This is a genomic window from uncultured Polaribacter sp., assembly GCF_947501385.1.
Lineage (GTDB): Bacteria > Bacteroidota > Bacteroidia > Flavobacteriales > Flavobacteriaceae > Polaribacter.
In genome coordinates, this window is sequence record NZ_CANMVP010000003.1 from 1 (window position 1) to 18,460 (window position 18,460).

Here is an 18,460-nt window from a genome sequence, read left to right on the forward strand (position 1 = left end):
ATCTAAAAACTTCCCGGATCAGTCAACAGAATATATAGCGTTGGCCTATCGGCACGCCATATACTTAGTTATTGCCAACTGGCTTTTTCCACTATTTTATTCAGTTCAGTTTCTTTTTGAGTTCCGATTAGAAATTTTTTTCCATTCTGAAGTTCAATCGCCAAACCTTTATCTCCTTTCGTATTATATACAGTTCCGTATTTTGTCCAAAGTCGGATTCCCCAACCTCCAACAAATCCATAATTCACAATTTCAGCGTTTTTTATTTCTTTCCAATTTACTCGCTTTTTAACGAAAGGGAAGAAATTCATTCGGATTTCATTTTGGTCGATTTCAGTTTTCAATCGCATAAACCCAAACATAGCTATTAAACCAAAAATAAACACACAGAAAATTATCAGTCCGAAGTCAGACATTGGTTTATCTCCAAATTTTTCTCCGAGAATTAATTGCTTATAAATTCCGAAAATCGGTAAAATTCCAATTCCGCTTAAAATCAGCCAAAGCCACCATTGTGTAAATTTTTGTTCTTCTTTAAACTCGATTTTCATTTTGTGTTCGGATTTTTTTCAGCTTGTTGGCAACTCGTTATATCAAGAAAAAGATTCCCCTTTATCAAAGGATATTTCCGGATAAAAGGAACTTTTCTTCTTGTTTGTTATTTTTCTCTAAAGATACTAAAATTGAATCTAATGGACTTTGAATAGCTAATAAATCCTTTTTTGCAACATGGGTATAGATCATGGTTGTTTCTGGTTTGGCATGTCCTAAAAGTTCTTGAATATGACGTAAACTAACTCCGTTTTCTAATAAATGCGTGGCATAGCTATGTCTTAAAGTATGGGGTGTAACTTTCTTTTTAATAGTTGTTAACGCAACATTTTTTTGTAAAAACTTTCGAATACTGCTTTCTGAATATTTGTTCCTTCCTGGACCTTCTATAAAATAAAAATGAGGCTTGTAAGAACGTAAATAGTTTTGTAATAAAGGTAAAAACGAATTGGCTAAAACTACAAACCGATCTTTTCTACCTTTACCTGAAACAATTTTTACTTGTTTTCTGACAATATCAATATTAGATAGTTGCAAATTTGTAATTTCTCCTACGCGCAAACCAGAGGAATAAAGCAGCGCAATAATTGCCCTGTGTTTTAAATTCTTAGTAGTTTGTAAAATAGCAACAACTTCTTCTGGTGATAGAATACTTGGCAATTTTCTAGACCTTTTTGGTCTTGTAAGTTCTAAATTTTCAATATGAGTATCGGGATAATAAATTGTAAATAATTTTAACGCACTTATAAATTGCCTTTGTGTACTTACAGCATACTTCCTCTTTATAAATATAGTTTCAATAAATGCTTCTACACTTCTGTTATTTAAAAGTGTTAAATCTTTGTCTCGATGGTAATTTATAAAGTCTGCAATAAAAAAGACATAGGTATTCACTGTGCTTTTGCTATATCTTTTTCCTTTTAAAAACTTGTAAAAATTGTTTAACAACGTTTTTTGAGAACTGTTTAGTTGTCTTTTAGGTGGATGTAGTTTTGTAACATCAATTTTACAAATTCCTGAAAATAGTGTAGTTATAATTTTTAAATTTTCTTGAGTATCCTCTAAATACCAAGATTTTAATGTCGCACTCCAATAACAACCAGAAACAGCTCTTATTATGGCAATTAGTTTTTTACTGTAAGCAAATTTGATAAGAATTCTCGGTTTCTTCCGATGAAATTTTCGTTCTAAAAAAATAGTAAGTGTATCGTCCATTTTTTTCTTTATAGCTGTATAAATATAGCTAAAAAAAAGAAAGAATATGTAATAATTACTTTTTTTTGTAGATAAGTTGCTTTAAACCAGCAGTTAAAAATGGTTTTAATGGTAAGCTTTTCATGATAGAGATGTCTTCTAAGAGCGTACTTTCATTTGCTAAAAAAGCTAATATTGTTTCTGCAGGTATTTTTTGAAACATTTTGGTAAAAACTTGTGCGCCTGTTAATTTTTTAGACAGTAAAACAGCTATTAACGTGCGGTCGTACCAATTGTATACTCGGTCTCTAAAAGATAAGTTTAGGTCAGGATTCTTACCCAATTTTAAATTGCTAATAATTTCAGAAACATCTTTTTGTATAAATTGAAAAGTATATCCACTGCTTGCTTTTGTAAAGCCACCTGCAGTGCCAATATTCATAATATTTTTCCCAATACTTTTTTTAAAATTCGCTAAAGACATTGGTATTACGCCAAATTCTTCATGAGAAATAACATATTTATCAATCTTTAATTCGTTTTTAATATAGTTTTCTAAGGCTACATTATAAGCTTCTTTCTCTAAAACTGTCGGACTAAAAAGTGTGTATTCAACCAAAGCTGCTGTAGTAGAAGTTGGCAAAACATACATAAAAGTAGCACCATTTTCTTGCGACAATCTAAAATCCATCAACCGACCCACTTCAGGATCAAAAACAGGTACTTCTGTTTTAATTACCCAACCTTTAAAATGTTGTAATAATGAGTTTTCTACTGTGATTTTTGGGTTAAAAATACTCGTAGAATTAAAAACATAGTTTCCTTCGTAGGAATTATTTTCAGTTTTTACGGTAGCAGAATTTTCTTCCGAAGTAATGGCAACAATACTTTCTTGTAAGAACGTAACATTGGTAAAATTCTGAGCAAAGTTTCTTACATATTCATAGAAATCAATACCTTGAATCATTTTATAGGTATACGCACCTAGCTCTAATTTTGCTTCAAAATCTGTAGATAGAAACTCTAAAGTATTCCATTTTGAATGCACAATTCCTTCAAATAAACCCGGAGTTTTCTCCCAGAAACACCAAGTTCTATCATTGGTGTTTTTAAGTTCTTTATCAAGAACTAAAATCTTTTTATTTTGTAGTGTATGTTCTCGCAGCATTCGGTACAGCAAACTCAATCCTGCACAACCTGAACCTGCAATTATATAATCATACTTCATAAAAATTTATTTCAAAAACCGATGATACCAACTTTCTTCAATAGGAATTTCCCAAAAATTTTCAAAATCTTGTTTGGTGGTAATTAAATTATCAAAAATGATGGTTTTACCCGTTAAAGCTTTATTCTTTAGTAGTTTTTTAAAGTCTTTTAAATCTTTATATTGTACAAATTTCCCCTGTTTAAAGCAAACATTCATTTTGTCTAAAAGTTCTACTTCATATACTTGCTGCAAACCTAAAATAAAAGAAACGGAGGCATCTATATCTGTATGTGTTAGCGCTTTTGCGATATCATCTGCGGCGAAAACAATAAACCTGTTGTGTAAAAATTGGTAAGATGCTTTAAAATCTTCATCATCAGATTTCCAATTTTCTACAAAAGTTTTTATTTTTTCTTCTATTTCTTCAATTTCATTTGGATAAAACTTTCTGCTAGAAGGGTAAATCCACACTTTAGCATCTTCAGGAATTTCTTTAAAATCTACAAACATTGTTTTTTTTATAAAGTACAAATATAACCAAAAGAAAAACCGTAAGCTCAATATAAGCTTACGGTTTTGTATTGGGATAATTATTTTCTAAACCTCCTTAGAAACCGTATTTTTCACAAGTGTCATAAAGTCTTTTTGTACGCTTGCACCTTTATCTTTATTGTACCAAACCTGTAAGTCTTCTTTTAATTGTGCATCTAAAACACCATTTTTTTCCTTGTAGTCTGTCACAATTTTTGTGGCAACAGTAGGTCTTGGTCCCCAAGTGTCGATAACTGTATTATTTTTATCTAATGCAATTAATTTAGGAATGCTTCTTCCACCGTTGGTTAAAAACAAATCCATCAAGGCAAGATTTTCATCTCTTAAAACTAATTTTAAATCTATTTTATCTGAAATAGTTGCAATTTTATGAATTACGGGTAAATTTTGTGCAGCATCACCACACCAACCTTCTGTAAGTACTAGCCAAGTTTGTGGTTCCTCAATATTTTGAAATGCTTGCACTGTTTCTTCAGAAAGTTTTAGGGTTTTATCTAACCGTTTCATTCTTCGGTCATTCAACAAACTATAATTTGTGATTGCTGCTGATTGATATGGCCCTGTTGATTTTCCTTCCGATAACAAATCACTAATCAATATTCTATATTTCTGATAAGAGATGGACTTCTCTAAACTTTTTTCTATAATTTCCTTCATATTAGTCGGTGCTAAATTCTATACCTTAGACGCTTTTTGTTTTTAAACTTACAAAAGAAACTTTAAGATTTTAAATGGTTAAGGATGTCTTTTGTCATAGAAGATAAATTAAAATCATGTTTCCAACCCCAATCTTTTCTAGCTTCAGAATCGTCTATAGAAGAAGGCCAGCTATCTGCAATTTCTTGTCGAAAATCTGGTTTGTAAGATATTGTAAAATCAGGAATATGCTTTTTAATTGCTGCTGCAATTTCTTTTGGTGAAAAATCTATGGCTGCCAAATTATAAGCAGTTCTAATTTTTACATCTTTAGGAGAAGCCCGCATCAATTGAATGGTTGCATTTACAGCATCATTCATATACATCATTGGCAAACGAGTTTCTTCAGCTAAAAAACATTCAAAACTGCCCTCTTCCACAGCTTTAAAATAAATATCTACGGCATAATCTGTAGTGCCGCCGCCAGGTTTTGTTTTCCAAGAAATAATACCAGGATACCGTAAACTTCTAACATCTACGCCAAATTTTTCATGGTAATAATTGCACCAAAATTCGCCAGAAAGTTTACTAATTCCATAAACCGTAGCAGGTTCCATGATTGTTTTTTGAGGCGTATTTTCTTTTGGAGTTGTAGGTCCAAAGACAGCAATAGAACTTGGCCAATACACTTGTTGTATGTGTTTTTCTTTTGCCAAGTCTAAGACATTTAAAAGAGAGGTCATATTCAAATCCCAAGCTTTCTGAGGAAATTTTTCCGCAGTTGCAGACAGCATGGCGGCCAACAAATAAATCTGAGAAACCTTGTATTTTTTCACCACTTTTAAAATGGTTTCTTTGTCTGTGGCATCTATAATTTCGAAGGGACCAGAAGTCATCATTTCCTCGTTTCCTGCTCTAATATCTGAAGCAATCACATGATTATTTCCATAGATAGCACGTAGCTTTTGGGTGAGTTCATTACCAATTTGACCGCTCGCACCTATTACTAGAATAATTTCACTCATTTTTAAAATTCAATTAAAATCAATAACAAAGGTAATTAATTTAAGGATTCGTAATTATATTTTAAATAAATTATTATTCAATAATTTTATAGCTAATATTTATGTTTTGTTAGGGTTTTCTTAAAAAGAGAGCGGAAGCTATTAATTTGCGTATTTTTACCTTTTAAAACAGCATTGTGAAATATACATGTCTTCTCATATTAAGTCTTTTTGTAATTTCTTGTGGTAATAAGAAGCGAGATAAAGATGCCTTAAAAAAACCAAAACCTTTAATGAGTTTGGTAAGTACACATACACCAACAGAAAATGTTTTGCCCGTTTTTTGGAAAGATGTAGAAGATTGGAAAGAACTCAAAGCAATTGATTCTTTTTTTGTAAGATTTAGAAAAATATCACCCAATGAAGCATTAAGCAATGCTTTAGAATTACAAGGCTTAGTTAAAAATTTAAAAGACAGTGTAAAACCAAAAATTTTTGAGACACCTTCTCTAGATGCAAGAATTAATATTTTAAATAATGAAACTTTAAGATTGGCAGATTTGATTACCATTTCTGCTATAAAACCCAATGAGGTAAATACACAAATAGATAAAACCATGCTTGCTTTTTCTGCTTTAAATACGAAGATAAATGCTGTATTAGCGAAAATAAATTTTGAAAATGATATTGATGTAGATGTAAAGTTTATTGGTTTAGACAGCTCAAGAATAGACAGTGTTTCTAAAAAATCGATAGATTTAAGAATCAAACAAAAAATACTTGACAAGAATAATCTAGATAACGGATCTCAAAAAAGAGAACAATAATTATGAAAAAATTTTTAGTTTTAATTCTCGGTATTTTCTTTTTTTATGAGTGCAGTACTTCTAAAGAAATTAACGTAGATACAGCTGCTATAAAAAAAGAGGTGCATATTTTGTTAGTCAATTGGCACAAAGCAGCATCAGAAGCTAATTTTGAGGAGTATTTTGGCAAAATGGACAGTGCTGCGGTTTATATTGGAACTGCCGCAGAAGAAATTTGGACAAAAAAGCAATTTGCAGCTTTTAGCAAACCTTATTTTGACAAAGGCAAAGCGTGGAATTTTAAAACCTTAGAACGCAATGTCTATGTAAATGAAAACGGCAATTTTGTTTGGTTTGATGAGTTGTTAATCACTTGGATGGGAACCTGCAGAGGTTCTGGAGTGTTAGAAAAAAAAGATACTATTTGGAAAATAAAGCATTATGTGCTGTCTGTAACCATACCAAATGATGATATTCAGGCAGTAATTTTAGCAAAAAAGAAGAACGATGCTCTTTTTTTAGAGAAGTATTAGCCAGATTTTTTGAAGCTGTTTCCTGCTTTCGTTACTCGCTTTTTTAGGTCGCTGATATTTTATCAGAAACCTAAAAAGAGCTCAAACAAGCCACTCAATCAGGGCTAAGAGTTTTTGCTAACTATTGTCTTTTGGAAGTTTGTTTTCTTGTAAACTATGGCAATTTCTAAATTCAAACAATCAAATTTATTAGTTTATCATTATTATTTTAATTCCTAAAACCAATAAATAATAAGAATGTCAATCTGAGCTTGTCGAAGATCTTTTTACCATTTATTAATAGTAGCTAAATATTCAAGAAACCACTTCATTTACAACCTTATAAATCAGTTCACTTTCAAAACCTTTTCGCATTAAAAAATCAATTAGTTTTTTCTTTCTTTTATAAATATTGGGTTCAGAAATTACGGCATTTCTATTTTCTGTAATTCGATAAATTGTGGCAATATATTCAGTTTCATCAATTTCTTTTAAAGCTGTTTTGATGTTGTAAGCAGAGATATCTTTAAATTTTAATTCTCGAACAATGCGTTGTTTTCCCCAACTTTTAATTCGGAATTTTCCACGAGCAAAACTTTTAGAAAACCGTTCTTCGTTTAAAAAGTTATCTTTCATCAAACTTAGCAAAATCAATTCTCTAGCTTCAGGAATCAAATTGTACTCGCGCATTTTTTGTTCTACTTCTTTATGACAGCGATCTTGATAGACACAGTAATTTTCTAACTTTCGTTTTAATTCATCCACTGTAAAAGACTTTTTCTTTTTTCCAAACATACCTTCGAAAATACAAAAAGAGGTTGGAGATTCAATGAATCTCCAACCTCTTTTTAATTTCTGCAAGGTTTTTTTAGCCTTGTAGGTTTACATAGATTCTTTTTAAAATATACCTACAAGGTTAAAAAAACCTTGCAGGATTTTAGTAAATATTCAATGAACGTTAGAAATTGAAACCGTTCGAATAACTGTTGATATTCTTAACCTTTTTATGCTCAACTCGATGCAGTATCTGTTATAAATAAGCAGATTCTTTATTTTGCGAGCGAGATGCTGAAATAAATTCAGCATAAAAAGAGATAGTGGAAAGTGCATTAAAACGCCCAAATTAAAAATTGTTAAATAGATATCATTTATTTCTACAAAACCTTGCATACCTATACAAGTTAACAAAACGAACCCTATAAGTATATAGTTAGCTTTTTTAATACCTACAAGGTCTTGAAGACCTTGCAGGATAAAATGCTAAGCTTGTTAAGTACTTAACAAAAAAAGGGTCGAAATCATAATAATTTCAACCCTCTAATTTAAATTTATACTTTATTGTTTAAGCAAGTTCTTGCTTTTCTAATTGATGAGGCAATTGTCCTTTCAATCTCATTTTAAACTTTGTAATTAAAAAGAATAAAATAGGCACTACAATTAACGTTAAAAAGGTTGCAATTAACAAACCATAAATAACAGTTTTTGCCAATGGTCCCCAGAAAACAACATTGTCTCCGCCCATATAAATATTTGCATCAAACTCACTAAATAAAGTAAAAAAGTTAATGTTTAAACCAATCGCTAACGGAATCAATCCTAAAATGGTCGTAATTGCCGTTAGTAAAACAGGTCTTAAACGCGCTTTACCCGCTTTTACAACAGATTCAAACAAACTCTCTAATGGTAAATAATCTTCTTTAGCAACACCGTCTTGTAGCTTTCTTCGATCAATTAATAATTGTGCATAATCTAGCAAAACAACTCCGTTATTTACTACAATTCCTGCCAGTGAAATAATACCCACCATCGTCATCATAATTACAAAGGGCGCTCCAGATATTACCAAACCTCCAAATACGCCAATAAAACTTAAAAAGATGGCCAACATGATAATTCCTGGTTTTGAAACCGAATTAAATTGGAAAATTAAGATAAAGAAAATTAGCATTAAACCTGTAAAAAACGCACCCACCAAAAAGGTCATTTGTTTATTTTGTTCTTCAATCTGGCCTGTATAATCTATTTTAATTCCTTTTGGCAAATCTTTAAAACCCTTCATAGAATTCTGAATTCTTGCGACCACAGCACCCGCATCTGTTTCTCCAGGAGAAAGCGCAGAATACACCGTAACTACACGTTTAACATCTTTGTGTTTTATGGCACTAAATCCAGAACTATTGGATTGAGAAGCGACTGCCGAAACAGGAATTTCCTTAATTTTCCCAGAAGCTTGATCTCTAAAGGTTATTTTCTGATTGAAAACAGCACTTTTATTATATCGGTCATCTTTATTAAAACGGACATAGATATCATAATCTTCGCCATTCTCTTTATAAATTCCTGCTTTGTTTCCAAAAATAGCGGCTCTTAATTGTTGCCCAACTTGCCCTGTGGTCACACCTAATTCTCCTGCTTTTTTACGATCCACCAAAACCTGCATGCCTGGTTTTGATTTGTTAACATCAATCTTTAATTCATCAACTCCAGAAATACTTTGTGTATTTAAATAATCGCGCATTCTCTCTGCTGTAAAAATCAATTCTTCGTAATCTTCACCGTTCAATTCAATATTAATTGGAGATCCTGCAGGTGGTCCATTCGCATCTTTTTCTACCGAAATTAAAACGCCAGGATAAATACCCACCAAAGCAGCTTGTACTTTTTGACGTAACACTTCACTATCTTCTCCCTTTCTATACTTGTACTCTCGCATAGAAGCGGTAATTTTTCCTTTATGTGGCATTTCTGCGGAAGAACCACCATCTGTTTGCGGATTACCAGCACCTTCACCCACTTGAGAAACGGTACTTTCTACTATAAAATTTCTACCATTTTCGGTATACATATCTTGGTTTAAAACGCCAAAGACCTTTTGTTCTATTGCTAAGGTAATTTCATTGGTTTTTTCGATATCTGTTCCTTCAGGATATTCTATATAGACAATAATCTGATTTGGTTTGTTGTCTGGAAAAAACTCAATTTTTGTTCTTTGTTCACCAACAGACCAACCAAATGCTACAAATGCAATAAATAACAGTACAAAAGTTCCTGTTACTAGAACATAAGGTGTCCAACCAGACAATGCTTTTTTTAATTGTCTTCCATACCAGTTTTCTAAGGAAACCAAGGTGTTTTTTTGAAAGTAATTGGCTCCTTTTCTTAACACCAATCTATATACCCACAACATAATAGCGGTGAATAAAATTAAGGTTCCCAAAGCATTATAATCTCCACCAAAGAAGAAAATAAGCAAACCAATAATAGCCATCATACTGGTTAATTTAATAATGCTTTTTAAGGGCATATCTTTATCTTCTGTACTCATGAATTGAGAAACCAAAACCGAATTAAAGAAAATAGCTACAAATAAAGATGAACCTAATACAATGGATAACGTAATGGGTAATATCACCATAAACTGACCCATAATTCCTGGCCAAAGACCCAAAGGAATAAAGGCTGCTACGGTTGTTGCCGTAGAAATAATAATTGGAAACGCAATTTCTCCAATTCCCTTTTTGGCGGCTTCAATTCTGGTCATTCCTTCTTCGTCCATCAAACGATAGACGTTTTCTACCACCACAATTCCATTATCCACCAGCATTCCCAGCCCCATAATGAGACCAAAAAGAACCATTGTATTTAAAGTATAGCCTAAACCGCCCAATATCATTAAAGACATAAACATAGACATTGGTATTGCAAAACCAACAAAAATGGCGTTTTTGAAGCCAAGGAAAAACATTAAAACAATCACTACTAAAATGACTCCAAATATGATGTTGTTGACCAAATCATCTACTTGACCGATTGTTTTTGGCGATTGGTCATTTGTAATTGTGACTTGTAAATCTGGAGGAAAATTATTTTTAGTAGCATCTTTTACAATTTTGCCCACTTTATCTGCAGCAGCAACCATGTTTTCACCAGATCTTTTCTTCACATCTAACATGACAACAGCATGTCCGTTTTCTCTTGCATAGGTTGTTTTGTCTTTGTCTTTAAAAGAAATTTCTGCAACGTCTTTTAAATAAATAGGATTTCCATTTTCTGCTTTCACTACAAAATCTCCTAAATCTGACGGTTTTTCAATTTCACCAATAATTCGAATGGTTCTTCTTTGCTGACTTGTAATAAAATTACCAGCAGACATGGTAACGTTTCCACGGTTGATAGCATTGGTAATATCATCGAAACTGACTTTTGCAGCCATCATTTTATAGATGTCTACCGCAACTTCTACTTCTTTTTCTTGCGCACCACGAATGTCTACTTTTTTTATTTCTGTTAAATCTTCAATTTCATCTTGTAAATATTCCCCATATTCTTTCAACTTAGCAACTGGGTAATTTCCAGAAATATTGATATTTAGAATGGGTATTTCTTCAGACATGCTCAGCTCAAACACATTGGGGCTTACTTTTGCACCATTAAATGTTGGCCAATCTTCGCCTGCAGTTTCTTGATCAATTTCGTCTTTTACCTTTTGTTTCGCTTTGTCTACATCAATATTTTCATCAAACTCTACCGTAATAATCGAGTAATCTTCTTGAGAAGTAGAGGTAATTTCTACCACATTACTTACAGACTTTAACTTGTCTTCTAACGGATTGGTAATGAGTTTCTCTATATCTTCTGCGGTGTTACCAGGATAGACAGAACTAATGTAAATTTTCGTTTCGTTTATTTCTGGAAAATTCTCTCTAGGCATTGTAAAGTATGCCGAAATTCCTAAATAAAGAATCAAAAACATCAAGACATAAATAGTAGTTTTATTATTTATTGCCCAAGAAGAAAGTTTAAATTCTTTATCTACTTGTTTATTTTTTTTCGCCATCTTTCTACTATTTATTGATCACTTTAACAACCTGACCGTTATTTACACTTCTTGCACCTTCCATAATTATTTCAGCATCTGCAGCAAGGTTCTTTGTAACTTCAATGAAATCTCCTTGCGTTTTTCCTGTTTCTATAATGAGTCTTTCTGCAACAGCTTCATTATTGTCTTTTTTATCTTTTAGGATATAAATATATTGTTCGCCATTTGCATTTTCTGAAATAATAGACTGCGGAATTAAAATTGCATTCGCGTTTGTATAGTCATTCAATTTTAACCTTGCCGTTAAGTTTGGTTTTACTTTACCTTCTAAACTTGGTACGCCTATTTCTATTTTAAAGGATCTGTTGTTCGGGTTGATAAAATTACCAACTTGTCTAATCTTAGATTCCACTGTTTCACCCAACACAGGAAAATTCACTTCTACCGTTTTATTTTCTGTAATGCTCCCAATATACGTTTCTGGAACTTCCGTTTCAATATACATATTAGACAGGTTTACAATTCTAAAAATTTCTGAACCAGCACCAGGCGCAACAACTGTTCCTCTTTCTTTAAAAACATCATCAATAATTCCAGAGAAAGGTGCTCTAATAGTAGATTTCCCTAGCTGTCTTTTTAATTGATTTACAGTACTATTTTGTGCCTCATAAGATGTTTTAGCCTGTAAAAACTGAATTTCTGAGCCAATTTTTTGATCCCACAATCTTTTTTGACGCTCGAACGTTGTTTTTGCCAATTGTGCATTTGCTTCTAATTGTGCTAATTGTTGCGACATTCCACCATCGTCAATTCTAGCCAGCACTTGTCCTTTTTTTACTCTTTGGCCTTCTTTTACATAGACACTTTTTAAGATGCCAGGCATTTCAGGATATACCAAAACATTCTGTTTTGTTTGTACATTCCCTTGTAATTCGATAAAGTGTGTAAAAACTTGTTCTTCTACCTTCATGGTAGTAATTAAAGGTATGTTTTTATCTTCGTTTAAATCATCTAACTTATCGTTCAATTGTTTTAAATCTACGGATAATGCTTGTTGTTTTGCATCGAGTGTTGCTTTTTTAGATTTTATTTGTGCCACATCATTAGTCGCTAAAACGTCGGCTACAGATACTTCTTTTTCGTTTCCACAAGAAGTGATAATAAGCACTGTTAAGAGTAATACATATATGTTTTTCATGATCATTTGGTTATTTAGTTGGAATGTTTAATGCGTTTTCTAAAGCAGCTTTTTGTGCAATTACATTTAGCATAGATTGTATATAGTTTTGCTGTTGTGCGTACAATTGATTTTGTGCTTGTAACAGATCGAAACTAGAAGAAATTCCTTCAAAAAATTTAATTCGTTGTTTCTTTTCTATTCTTTCTGCCAAACCAACGTTCTTTTTAGAAGTCTCATAATTTTCAATACTCAACTGATAGTCATTTTTTGCTTTTTGAGCTTGTAAAGAGAGTTTTTGCCTGGTTTCTTCTAATCTTAAATCGGCAGTTTCTAAGGCTATTTTTGCTTGTGCAGTTTTAGATTTTCTTCCGAAGCTACTAAAAATAGGCACATTTAAACTTACTCCTAATAAAGAAGAACCAAACCATTGTTGGTTGCCATTAAAAAAAGTAAAAGAATCTGAAAAAGCCTGACTTCCATAATTTACAAATGCGTTTAAGCTAGGCAATGCTTTACTTTGTTCTAACTTTACCATTAATCTTTTGGTTTCTCTATCGTTTTCAGAAATTCTAAAATCGATATGATTGGTATAATTAAATGCTGTTCCAATCAATGCCAAATTGATGTTCTCTTCTGCCAAACCATCTAAGGTATCTGTTAAAATTAGGTTTGTATTGGTAGCATTTCCCAAAGAAAGATTCAACATTTGATATGCGATTTCTTTCATTCGAACAACACTGTTGTATTGATTTTTAAGGTTGCCTAAGGTTATTTCTAACTGTTCTACGTCTTCCTCTTCGTTTAATCCATTTTCATAGATTTTTTTTGCATCATTAAAATTCTTTTGTAAAATTTTAATATTGCCTTCTAAAATTAAAATGCTTTTTTCGGTTACTAAAACATTTCCATACGCATTAATAACAGCCTCTCTTGTTACCAATGCTGTTTTTTCTTCTGCTTGTTCAGAAATTTTTAAAAACGTTTTAGCAGCTTGTAAACCTACTAAATAAGAACCATCAAATAATAGTTGTGTTAATGTTACAGAAGCATTTACGTTCTGTTTTGTTCCAAAAACGACTGGAATAAAACCATCTGGTGCAGTAGGATCTCTATTTCTTTCTAAATCAAAATAATCTTCTACGGTTTCTACGGTAGAGGTTGTATTATCGAAAGCTGCTGCTGGTAATAAAGAAACAGGTTGCTTTAAAAAATTTTGATAATCTACTTTCGCATTCACTTGAGGCAAACCAATGGTGGTGGTTTCCCAAACTTTTTCTTTTGCAGCATTCATGTCGTTTCTAGCAGCTTGTGTATTGTAACTATTCTCTAAAGCAAAATTTATAGCTTCTTCTAAAGAGAGTTGCATCGTTTTTTCTTGCGCGTTTATAGCATATAGAAAAAAGAAAGCTACCACTGCCAATACTGTTTTTTTCATTGTATATTTATTTGTGTGTTAATTGATTTTTTAATTCTTGGATTCCTTTTTCAGTGGCAATTCCTCTAATGTGGTATTCTAAATAATAGTTCATTAACTCTCCCATAGAAAAATGTGTTAATGGAAAATTATCTTGATCTTTTATGGTACTTACACCATAAAAATATATTCTTGAGATAAAATCTTTGTTTAAATTTTCTCTGTAAAGATTCATTTTAATTCCTCGTTCTAAATTATCCGTTATAGTATCTTGCATAATTTCAAACTGATTTTTTCTTAAAACAGTAAATATCTTTGGATAATACTTTTGGAATTGATAAAAAGGAGAAGCTTTTTCATTCTTCAGATGATTCATCACTAATTTTTTGATAGCAAACAATTCATCAATAGGATTGGTTTCTTGTTCAAGTATACCATCAATTCCGCAGCAAATTGTCTCAAACATATAATCTGCTACAGCCGCAACAAGTGCGGTTTTATTCTTAAAGTACTTGTAAATGGTTTTTTTAGAAACACCCATATTACTGGCAATTTCGTCCATAGTTACACTCTTAAAACCTAAGTTTAAGAACAGATCTTTTGATGCTTCTAATATTTTTTCTCTCATATTTCGGATGCAAATATACAAATGGAAACTTTAGAAACAAAAAAAGTTTCCAAAGTTTTAATGATTTTTTAACATTTGATGTAGAAAGAGAAAATTCTTTACATTATTTTTACAAAAAATTACAGATTTGGACATTTTACATTATCAAACAGCATTTTTATCTTATTTAGCATCAAAAAACTGGATTCACGAGCCTAAAAACTTGTACGAACCCATAGATTATATTCTACAATTAGGAGGAAAAAGAATAAGACCTGTACTTACGTTAATGGCTACCGATATTTTTTCTGGTGATTTTAAAAAGGCTTTGCCAGCAGCTTTGGCTGTAGAGGTTTTTCATAATTTTACTTTGGTGCATGATGATATTATGGATGCCGCACCTTTAAGAAGAGGAAAAGCGACTGTTCATGAAAAATGGGACATCAATACAGGAATTCTTTCTGGAGATGCGATGTTAATTTTGGCGTATCAATATTTTGAAAACTATGAGCCTGTTGTTTTTCAAAAATTGGCAAAATTGTTTAGTAAAACCGCGTTAGAAGTGTGTGATGGGCAGCAATTAGATGTAGATTTTGAAACAAGAAGTGATGTTACCATCGATGAATATATTAACATGATTCGTTTAAAAACATCTGTTCTAGTCGCTGCAGCTTTAAAAATGGGGGCTATTGTTGCTGAAACCAATGATGAAAATGCCAATTTGATTTATGATTTTGGTTTGAATTTAGGATTGGCTTTTCAGTTGCAAGATGATTTTTTAGACACTTTTGGAGATCCAGAAACATTCGGGAAACAAGTAGGAGGGGACATTATAGAGAATAAAAAAACGTATTTATATTTAAAAGCTTTGGAAGTTTCAAGTGAAAATGACAAAGGAAAACTAAAATATTTTTATAGAAAAAAATTAAAAGAAAATTCAGTTAAAATTGCAGATGTTAGAAGAGTGTTCGAGCTAAATAACATTCCTACATTGATAAAAGAAGAAATAGAAAATTATACTCAAAAAGCATTCGAAACCTTATCTAAAATGGATATTGAAGAGGATGCTAAACAGCAACTAAAGAACTTCGGTTTGTGGTTGATGGATAGATCTGTTTAAGATTTTTCTTTTTTATTGTAAGATTTTAAAATAAATAGTACATTTGCACCCAATAATTTCGGTCCCATAGCTCAGCTGGTTAGAGCATCTGACTCATAATCAGAGGGTCCTTGGTTCGAGCCCAAGTGGGACCACTTTATTTTGAAACAAAAACCTTAAAAATCTACTGATTTTTAAGGTTTTTTTGGTTCTAATTATTTGTTATAAATCAATCGTCCAAATCAAATTCAGGTTTCCAATAAACAATTTCATTATTATACATGGCGTCCAATCCCATTTGAACGCATATTGCTGCTTTTGCACCTGAAATAACATTTGAATCTGGTTCTTTTCTTTTTAAAATACTATCTCTAAAATCCATCAAGGCTTGTTTACTTGGGTTTTTGTGAGAAACATCAATCGGTTCGTAATAGTCAACATCATCTGCTTGCCAGGTAGCACCAGAAACACCATCCACTTCTTTTGACATTTTAGACGGTTGTTTTTTTCTCCCTTCTGGATAAAACTTAGCAGTATTTGTGGTAATTACAATAGTGCCTTTATCGCCAATAACTTTTATTTGATACCCATCTTTTTCATTGTTTAAAATACAGGTAAACTTAGCCTCGATTCCATTTGGATAATTATAAATTAAATGCACATTATCATAGGTCTCACGGCCATCTTTATAATAGTCAACACCTCCAGTTCCCATAACTTGAAGCGGATTTTCTTCTAAAATAGTATTTACAAAGTCAATTTGATGAGAGCATAATTCAGCCACCAAACCTCCTGAATATTCTCTATACATTCGCCAGTTAATCGCTTTTTCTAAGCTTGGTTTTGGCACTGGCCTTCTCCAATTTCCATGTCTATTCCATTGACAATCAAAAGCAGAAATATTTCCTACTTTACCTTCTTTTATTAGTTTTACAACGTGGGTGTACAATCTGGAACTGTGATATTGGTGTCCTGTTTGAAAGATTAACTTCGAATTTTTTACTTTTTCAACCAAGTTTAAAACTCCTCTATAGCCCTTTGCCATTGTTTTTTCGCAGTAAATATGCTTTCCTGCATTTATGGCGTCAATTGCTATTTGAGCATGTGTGCTAAATGTTGATGCAATTAAAACCGCATCAACATTTTTATCATTTAATAAATCCTTATAATCGGCGTAGCCCTTTGCTGTTCCGTTTGTTCGTTTTAATCCTTTTTCAAGACGAAATGGAAGAATATCACAACAGGCATAAACATTTAAATTTTCAATTTCATTTATAAATGGAATCAATCCATTACCTCTATTACCAGTACCGATTATACCAATATTAATTTTTCTTTCAGCATTAAAATCAGACCCAATATTGGCCAAAACTGATGTTGTTGCTATTAAAGATGCTGTTACTGCACCTCCTTTTATTAGAAACTTACGTCTATCCATTTTAAATGTATTTATTAAGATGCTTAAAACTTGATATCCCAATCAGGCTCGTAGGTTCTACTCCACAATGCCATTGCTTCACGATCGTACATGATTCCTGTTGTATCATCAACATCAAAACCTTTGTTAATTCTGTAGGCAATATTTGCGTAATGCACCATGGCCATACTCACACTCGCATCATCAATTGGGGCATTTAATTTGGCTTTCCCTCTGATGGTTTCGAAAAGATTTTGGACGTGTTGTGTAGATGTATCTCCACCGCCGCCTAAAACGTTTCCGGCTTCTTTAGAGTTTGAATCGAACTCTTTTACTAGTTCTCCTCTCTTATCAAACAATTTATATTTATTTCTATCTACAAATACAGTACCTTCTGTACCATATATTATGGTTCCTCTTCCTGCACCATAAGTGCTGTAGTTATTTCGGGATTTTCCATCCCACTTTATAACCTTGTCATCTGCAAATTTAAAAGTAGCTTCCATATCATCATACATTTCCCAACCATCCTCTAAAAAATGTCGTTTCTCTGCTTCAACATACACCTGCTGTGGATAATCTACCTGTAAAGCCCATCTTGCAATGTCTAATTCATGGGTTCCATTATTTCCTGCTTCTGCTGTTCCATATTCCCAACCATACCAATGCCAATTATAATTCCATGTTTCTGAAGTATACTCTCTTCTAGGAGCTGGTCCTTGAAATAAGTTCCAATCTAAACCTTTAGGAATAGCTGCTTTTTTCTGCAAAGGAACTTTTCCTCTTCCGTTGCTATAAAAAGCAACCGCTTTGTATGGTTTTCCAATAACTCCGCTGTGAATTTCTTTTATAATGTCTATAGTATGATTTGATGAACGTTGTTGATTTCCCATTTGAACCACTTTATGAAAATGTTTTGCAGCTTTTACTAATTGCTCATTTTCATACATATTATGGCTGCTTGGTTTTTCAACATATACATGCTTTCCTGCCTGCATCGCCATAATTGAACCAGGTGTGTGCCAGTAATCTGGCGTAGCATTTATAAGTACATCAACATCTTTATCGTCTAAAACTTTTCGGATATCATTTTCTAATTTCGGATTGTAATCAATATGTTTTCTAAATTCTTTTAAACCTTTTATACATTGACTTTCCATAACATCGCACAGATATAACAACTTTACATTGCTTTCTTTTAGCGCGATTGGTTGTTTAAATGCGTTTAATCTTCTTCCTAAACCTGCGATTGCAACATGTATTCTGTCATTAGCACCTATAATATTAGTATAACTTTTTGCAGACATTGCCATAGCTGAATTGGCAACGGCAATACCTGCACCCGCTAACGTTTTTTTTTAGCGGGATCTATGGGTTTTACCTGCCAGGCGGCAGGCTGGTTCCTCGATGCTCTATGTCGAAATAAAAAAGAAATTTCTACTTGATACCTCATACCCT

Annotated in this window: 16 protein-coding genes and 1 tRNA gene; 4 read left to right on the forward strand and 13 right to left on the reverse strand. The window is 32.3% G+C overall.

Annotated elements, in window-relative coordinates:
* Nucleotides 1-68: 68 nt before the first annotated feature.
* The 6 genes from Q0998_RS02655 to Q0998_RS02680 form a co-directional block, all read right to left on the reverse strand.
* A complete protein-coding gene (locus tag Q0998_RS02655; RefSeq protein ID WP_299665886.1) occupies nt 69-551 on the reverse strand; it encodes a hypothetical protein in 483 nt (160 codons plus the stop codon).
* Nucleotides 552-615: 64 nt separating this feature from the next.
* Entirely contained in the window at nt 616-1,767 is a 1,152-nt protein-coding gene (locus tag Q0998_RS02660) for a tyrosine-type recombinase/integrase (RefSeq protein ID WP_299665888.1), read from the reverse strand.
* A gap of 55 nt (nt 1,768-1,822) precedes the next feature.
* Nucleotides 1,823-2,974: a lycopene cyclase family protein gene (locus Q0998_RS02665; RefSeq protein WP_299665890.1), complete on the reverse strand. Its 1,152-nt coding sequence runs from the start codon at nt 2,972-2,974 to the stop codon at nt 1,823-1,825.
* 6 nt (nt 2,975-2,980) lie between these two features.
* Nucleotides 2,981-3,466 (reverse strand): ABC transporter ATPase, encoded by a 486-nt coding sequence (locus tag Q0998_RS02670; RefSeq protein WP_299665894.1) that lies wholly within the window; start codon nt 3,464-3,466, stop codon nt 2,981-2,983.
* A gap of 87 nt (nt 3,467-3,553) precedes the next feature.
* Nucleotides 3,554-4,165 carry a thioredoxin family protein gene (locus Q0998_RS02675; protein WP_299665895.1) on the reverse strand — a complete coding sequence of 204 codons (612 nt, stop codon included), beginning with the start codon at nt 4,163-4,165 and terminating at the stop codon, nt 3,554-3,556.
* 62 nt (nt 4,166-4,227) lie between these two features.
* Nucleotides 4,228-5,169 (reverse strand): NAD-dependent epimerase/dehydratase family protein, encoded by a 942-nt coding sequence (locus tag Q0998_RS02680; protein WP_299665897.1) that lies wholly within the window; start codon nt 5,167-5,169, stop codon nt 4,228-4,230.
* A 176-nt stretch (nt 5,170-5,345) separates the two neighbouring features.
* On the opposite strand from Q0998_RS02680, the gene Q0998_RS02685 reads away from it, so the two are divergent.
* Both Q0998_RS02685 and Q0998_RS02690 read left to right on the forward strand, forming a co-directional pair.
* Complete coding sequence (locus tag Q0998_RS02685; RefSeq protein WP_299665899.1) at nt 5,346-5,975, forward strand: hypothetical protein; 630 nt, start codon at nt 5,346-5,348, stop codon at nt 5,973-5,975.
* 2 nt (nt 5,976-5,977) lie between these two features.
* Complete coding sequence (locus Q0998_RS02690) at nt 5,978-6,487, forward strand: nuclear transport factor 2 family protein (RefSeq protein WP_299665901.1); 510 nt, start codon at nt 5,978-5,980, stop codon at nt 6,485-6,487.
* Between the two features lie 294 nt (nt 6,488-6,781).
* Here the strand turns inward: Q0998_RS02690 and Q0998_RS02695 are convergent, their stop codons facing one another.
* The 5 genes from Q0998_RS02695 to Q0998_RS02715 form a co-directional block, all read right to left on the reverse strand.
* Nucleotides 6,782-7,261 (reverse strand): regulatory protein RecX, encoded by a 480-nt coding sequence (locus Q0998_RS02695; protein WP_299666332.1) that lies wholly within the window; start codon nt 7,259-7,261, stop codon nt 6,782-6,784.
* A gap of 547 nt (nt 7,262-7,808) precedes the next feature.
* Nucleotides 7,809-11,303 carry an efflux RND transporter permease subunit gene (locus tag Q0998_RS02700; protein ID WP_299665903.1) on the reverse strand — a complete coding sequence of 1,165 codons (3,495 nt, stop codon included), beginning with the start codon at nt 11,301-11,303 and terminating at the stop codon, nt 7,809-7,811.
* A gap of 7 nt (nt 11,304-11,310) precedes the next feature.
* On the reverse strand, nt 11,311-12,483 hold the full coding sequence (locus Q0998_RS02705) for an efflux RND transporter periplasmic adaptor subunit (protein ID WP_299665906.1): 1,173 nt from the start codon (nt 12,481-12,483) through the stop codon (nt 11,311-11,313).
* A gap of 10 nt (nt 12,484-12,493) precedes the next feature.
* Entirely contained in the window at nt 12,494-13,900 is a 1,407-nt protein-coding gene (locus Q0998_RS02710; RefSeq protein ID WP_299665908.1) for a TolC family protein, read from the reverse strand.
* A 7-nt stretch (nt 13,901-13,907) separates the two neighbouring features.
* Nucleotides 13,908-14,507: a TetR/AcrR family transcriptional regulator gene (locus tag Q0998_RS02715; protein WP_299665910.1), complete on the reverse strand. Its 600-nt coding sequence runs from the start codon at nt 14,505-14,507 to the stop codon at nt 13,908-13,910.
* Nucleotides 14,508-14,634: 127 nt separating this feature from the next.
* Between Q0998_RS02715 and Q0998_RS02720 the strand changes: the two genes are divergently transcribed.
* Together Q0998_RS02720 and Q0998_RS02725 are read left to right on the forward strand one after the other, a co-directional pair.
* Nucleotides 14,635-15,606, forward strand: a complete 972-nt coding sequence (locus Q0998_RS02720; RefSeq protein ID WP_299665913.1) for a polyprenyl synthetase family protein — start codon at nt 14,635-14,637, stop codon at nt 15,604-15,606.
* Between the two features lie 60 nt (nt 15,607-15,666).
* Nucleotides 15,667-15,740 (forward strand) — tRNA-Ile (locus tag Q0998_RS02725).
* A 74-nt stretch (nt 15,741-15,814) separates the two neighbouring features.
* On the opposite strand, the gene Q0998_RS02730 is transcribed toward Q0998_RS02725, so the two are convergent.
* Nucleotides 15,815-17,023 (reverse strand): Gfo/Idh/MocA family oxidoreductase, encoded by a 1,209-nt coding sequence (locus Q0998_RS02730; RefSeq protein WP_299665916.1) that lies wholly within the window; start codon nt 17,021-17,023, stop codon nt 15,815-15,817.
* Nucleotides 17,024-17,046: 23 nt separating this feature from the next.
* Nucleotides 17,047-18,309 (reverse strand): Gfo/Idh/MocA family oxidoreductase, encoded by a 1,263-nt coding sequence (locus Q0998_RS02735; RefSeq protein ID WP_299665917.1) that lies wholly within the window; start codon nt 18,307-18,309, stop codon nt 17,047-17,049.
* Nucleotides 18,310-18,460 lie beyond the last annotated feature (151 nt).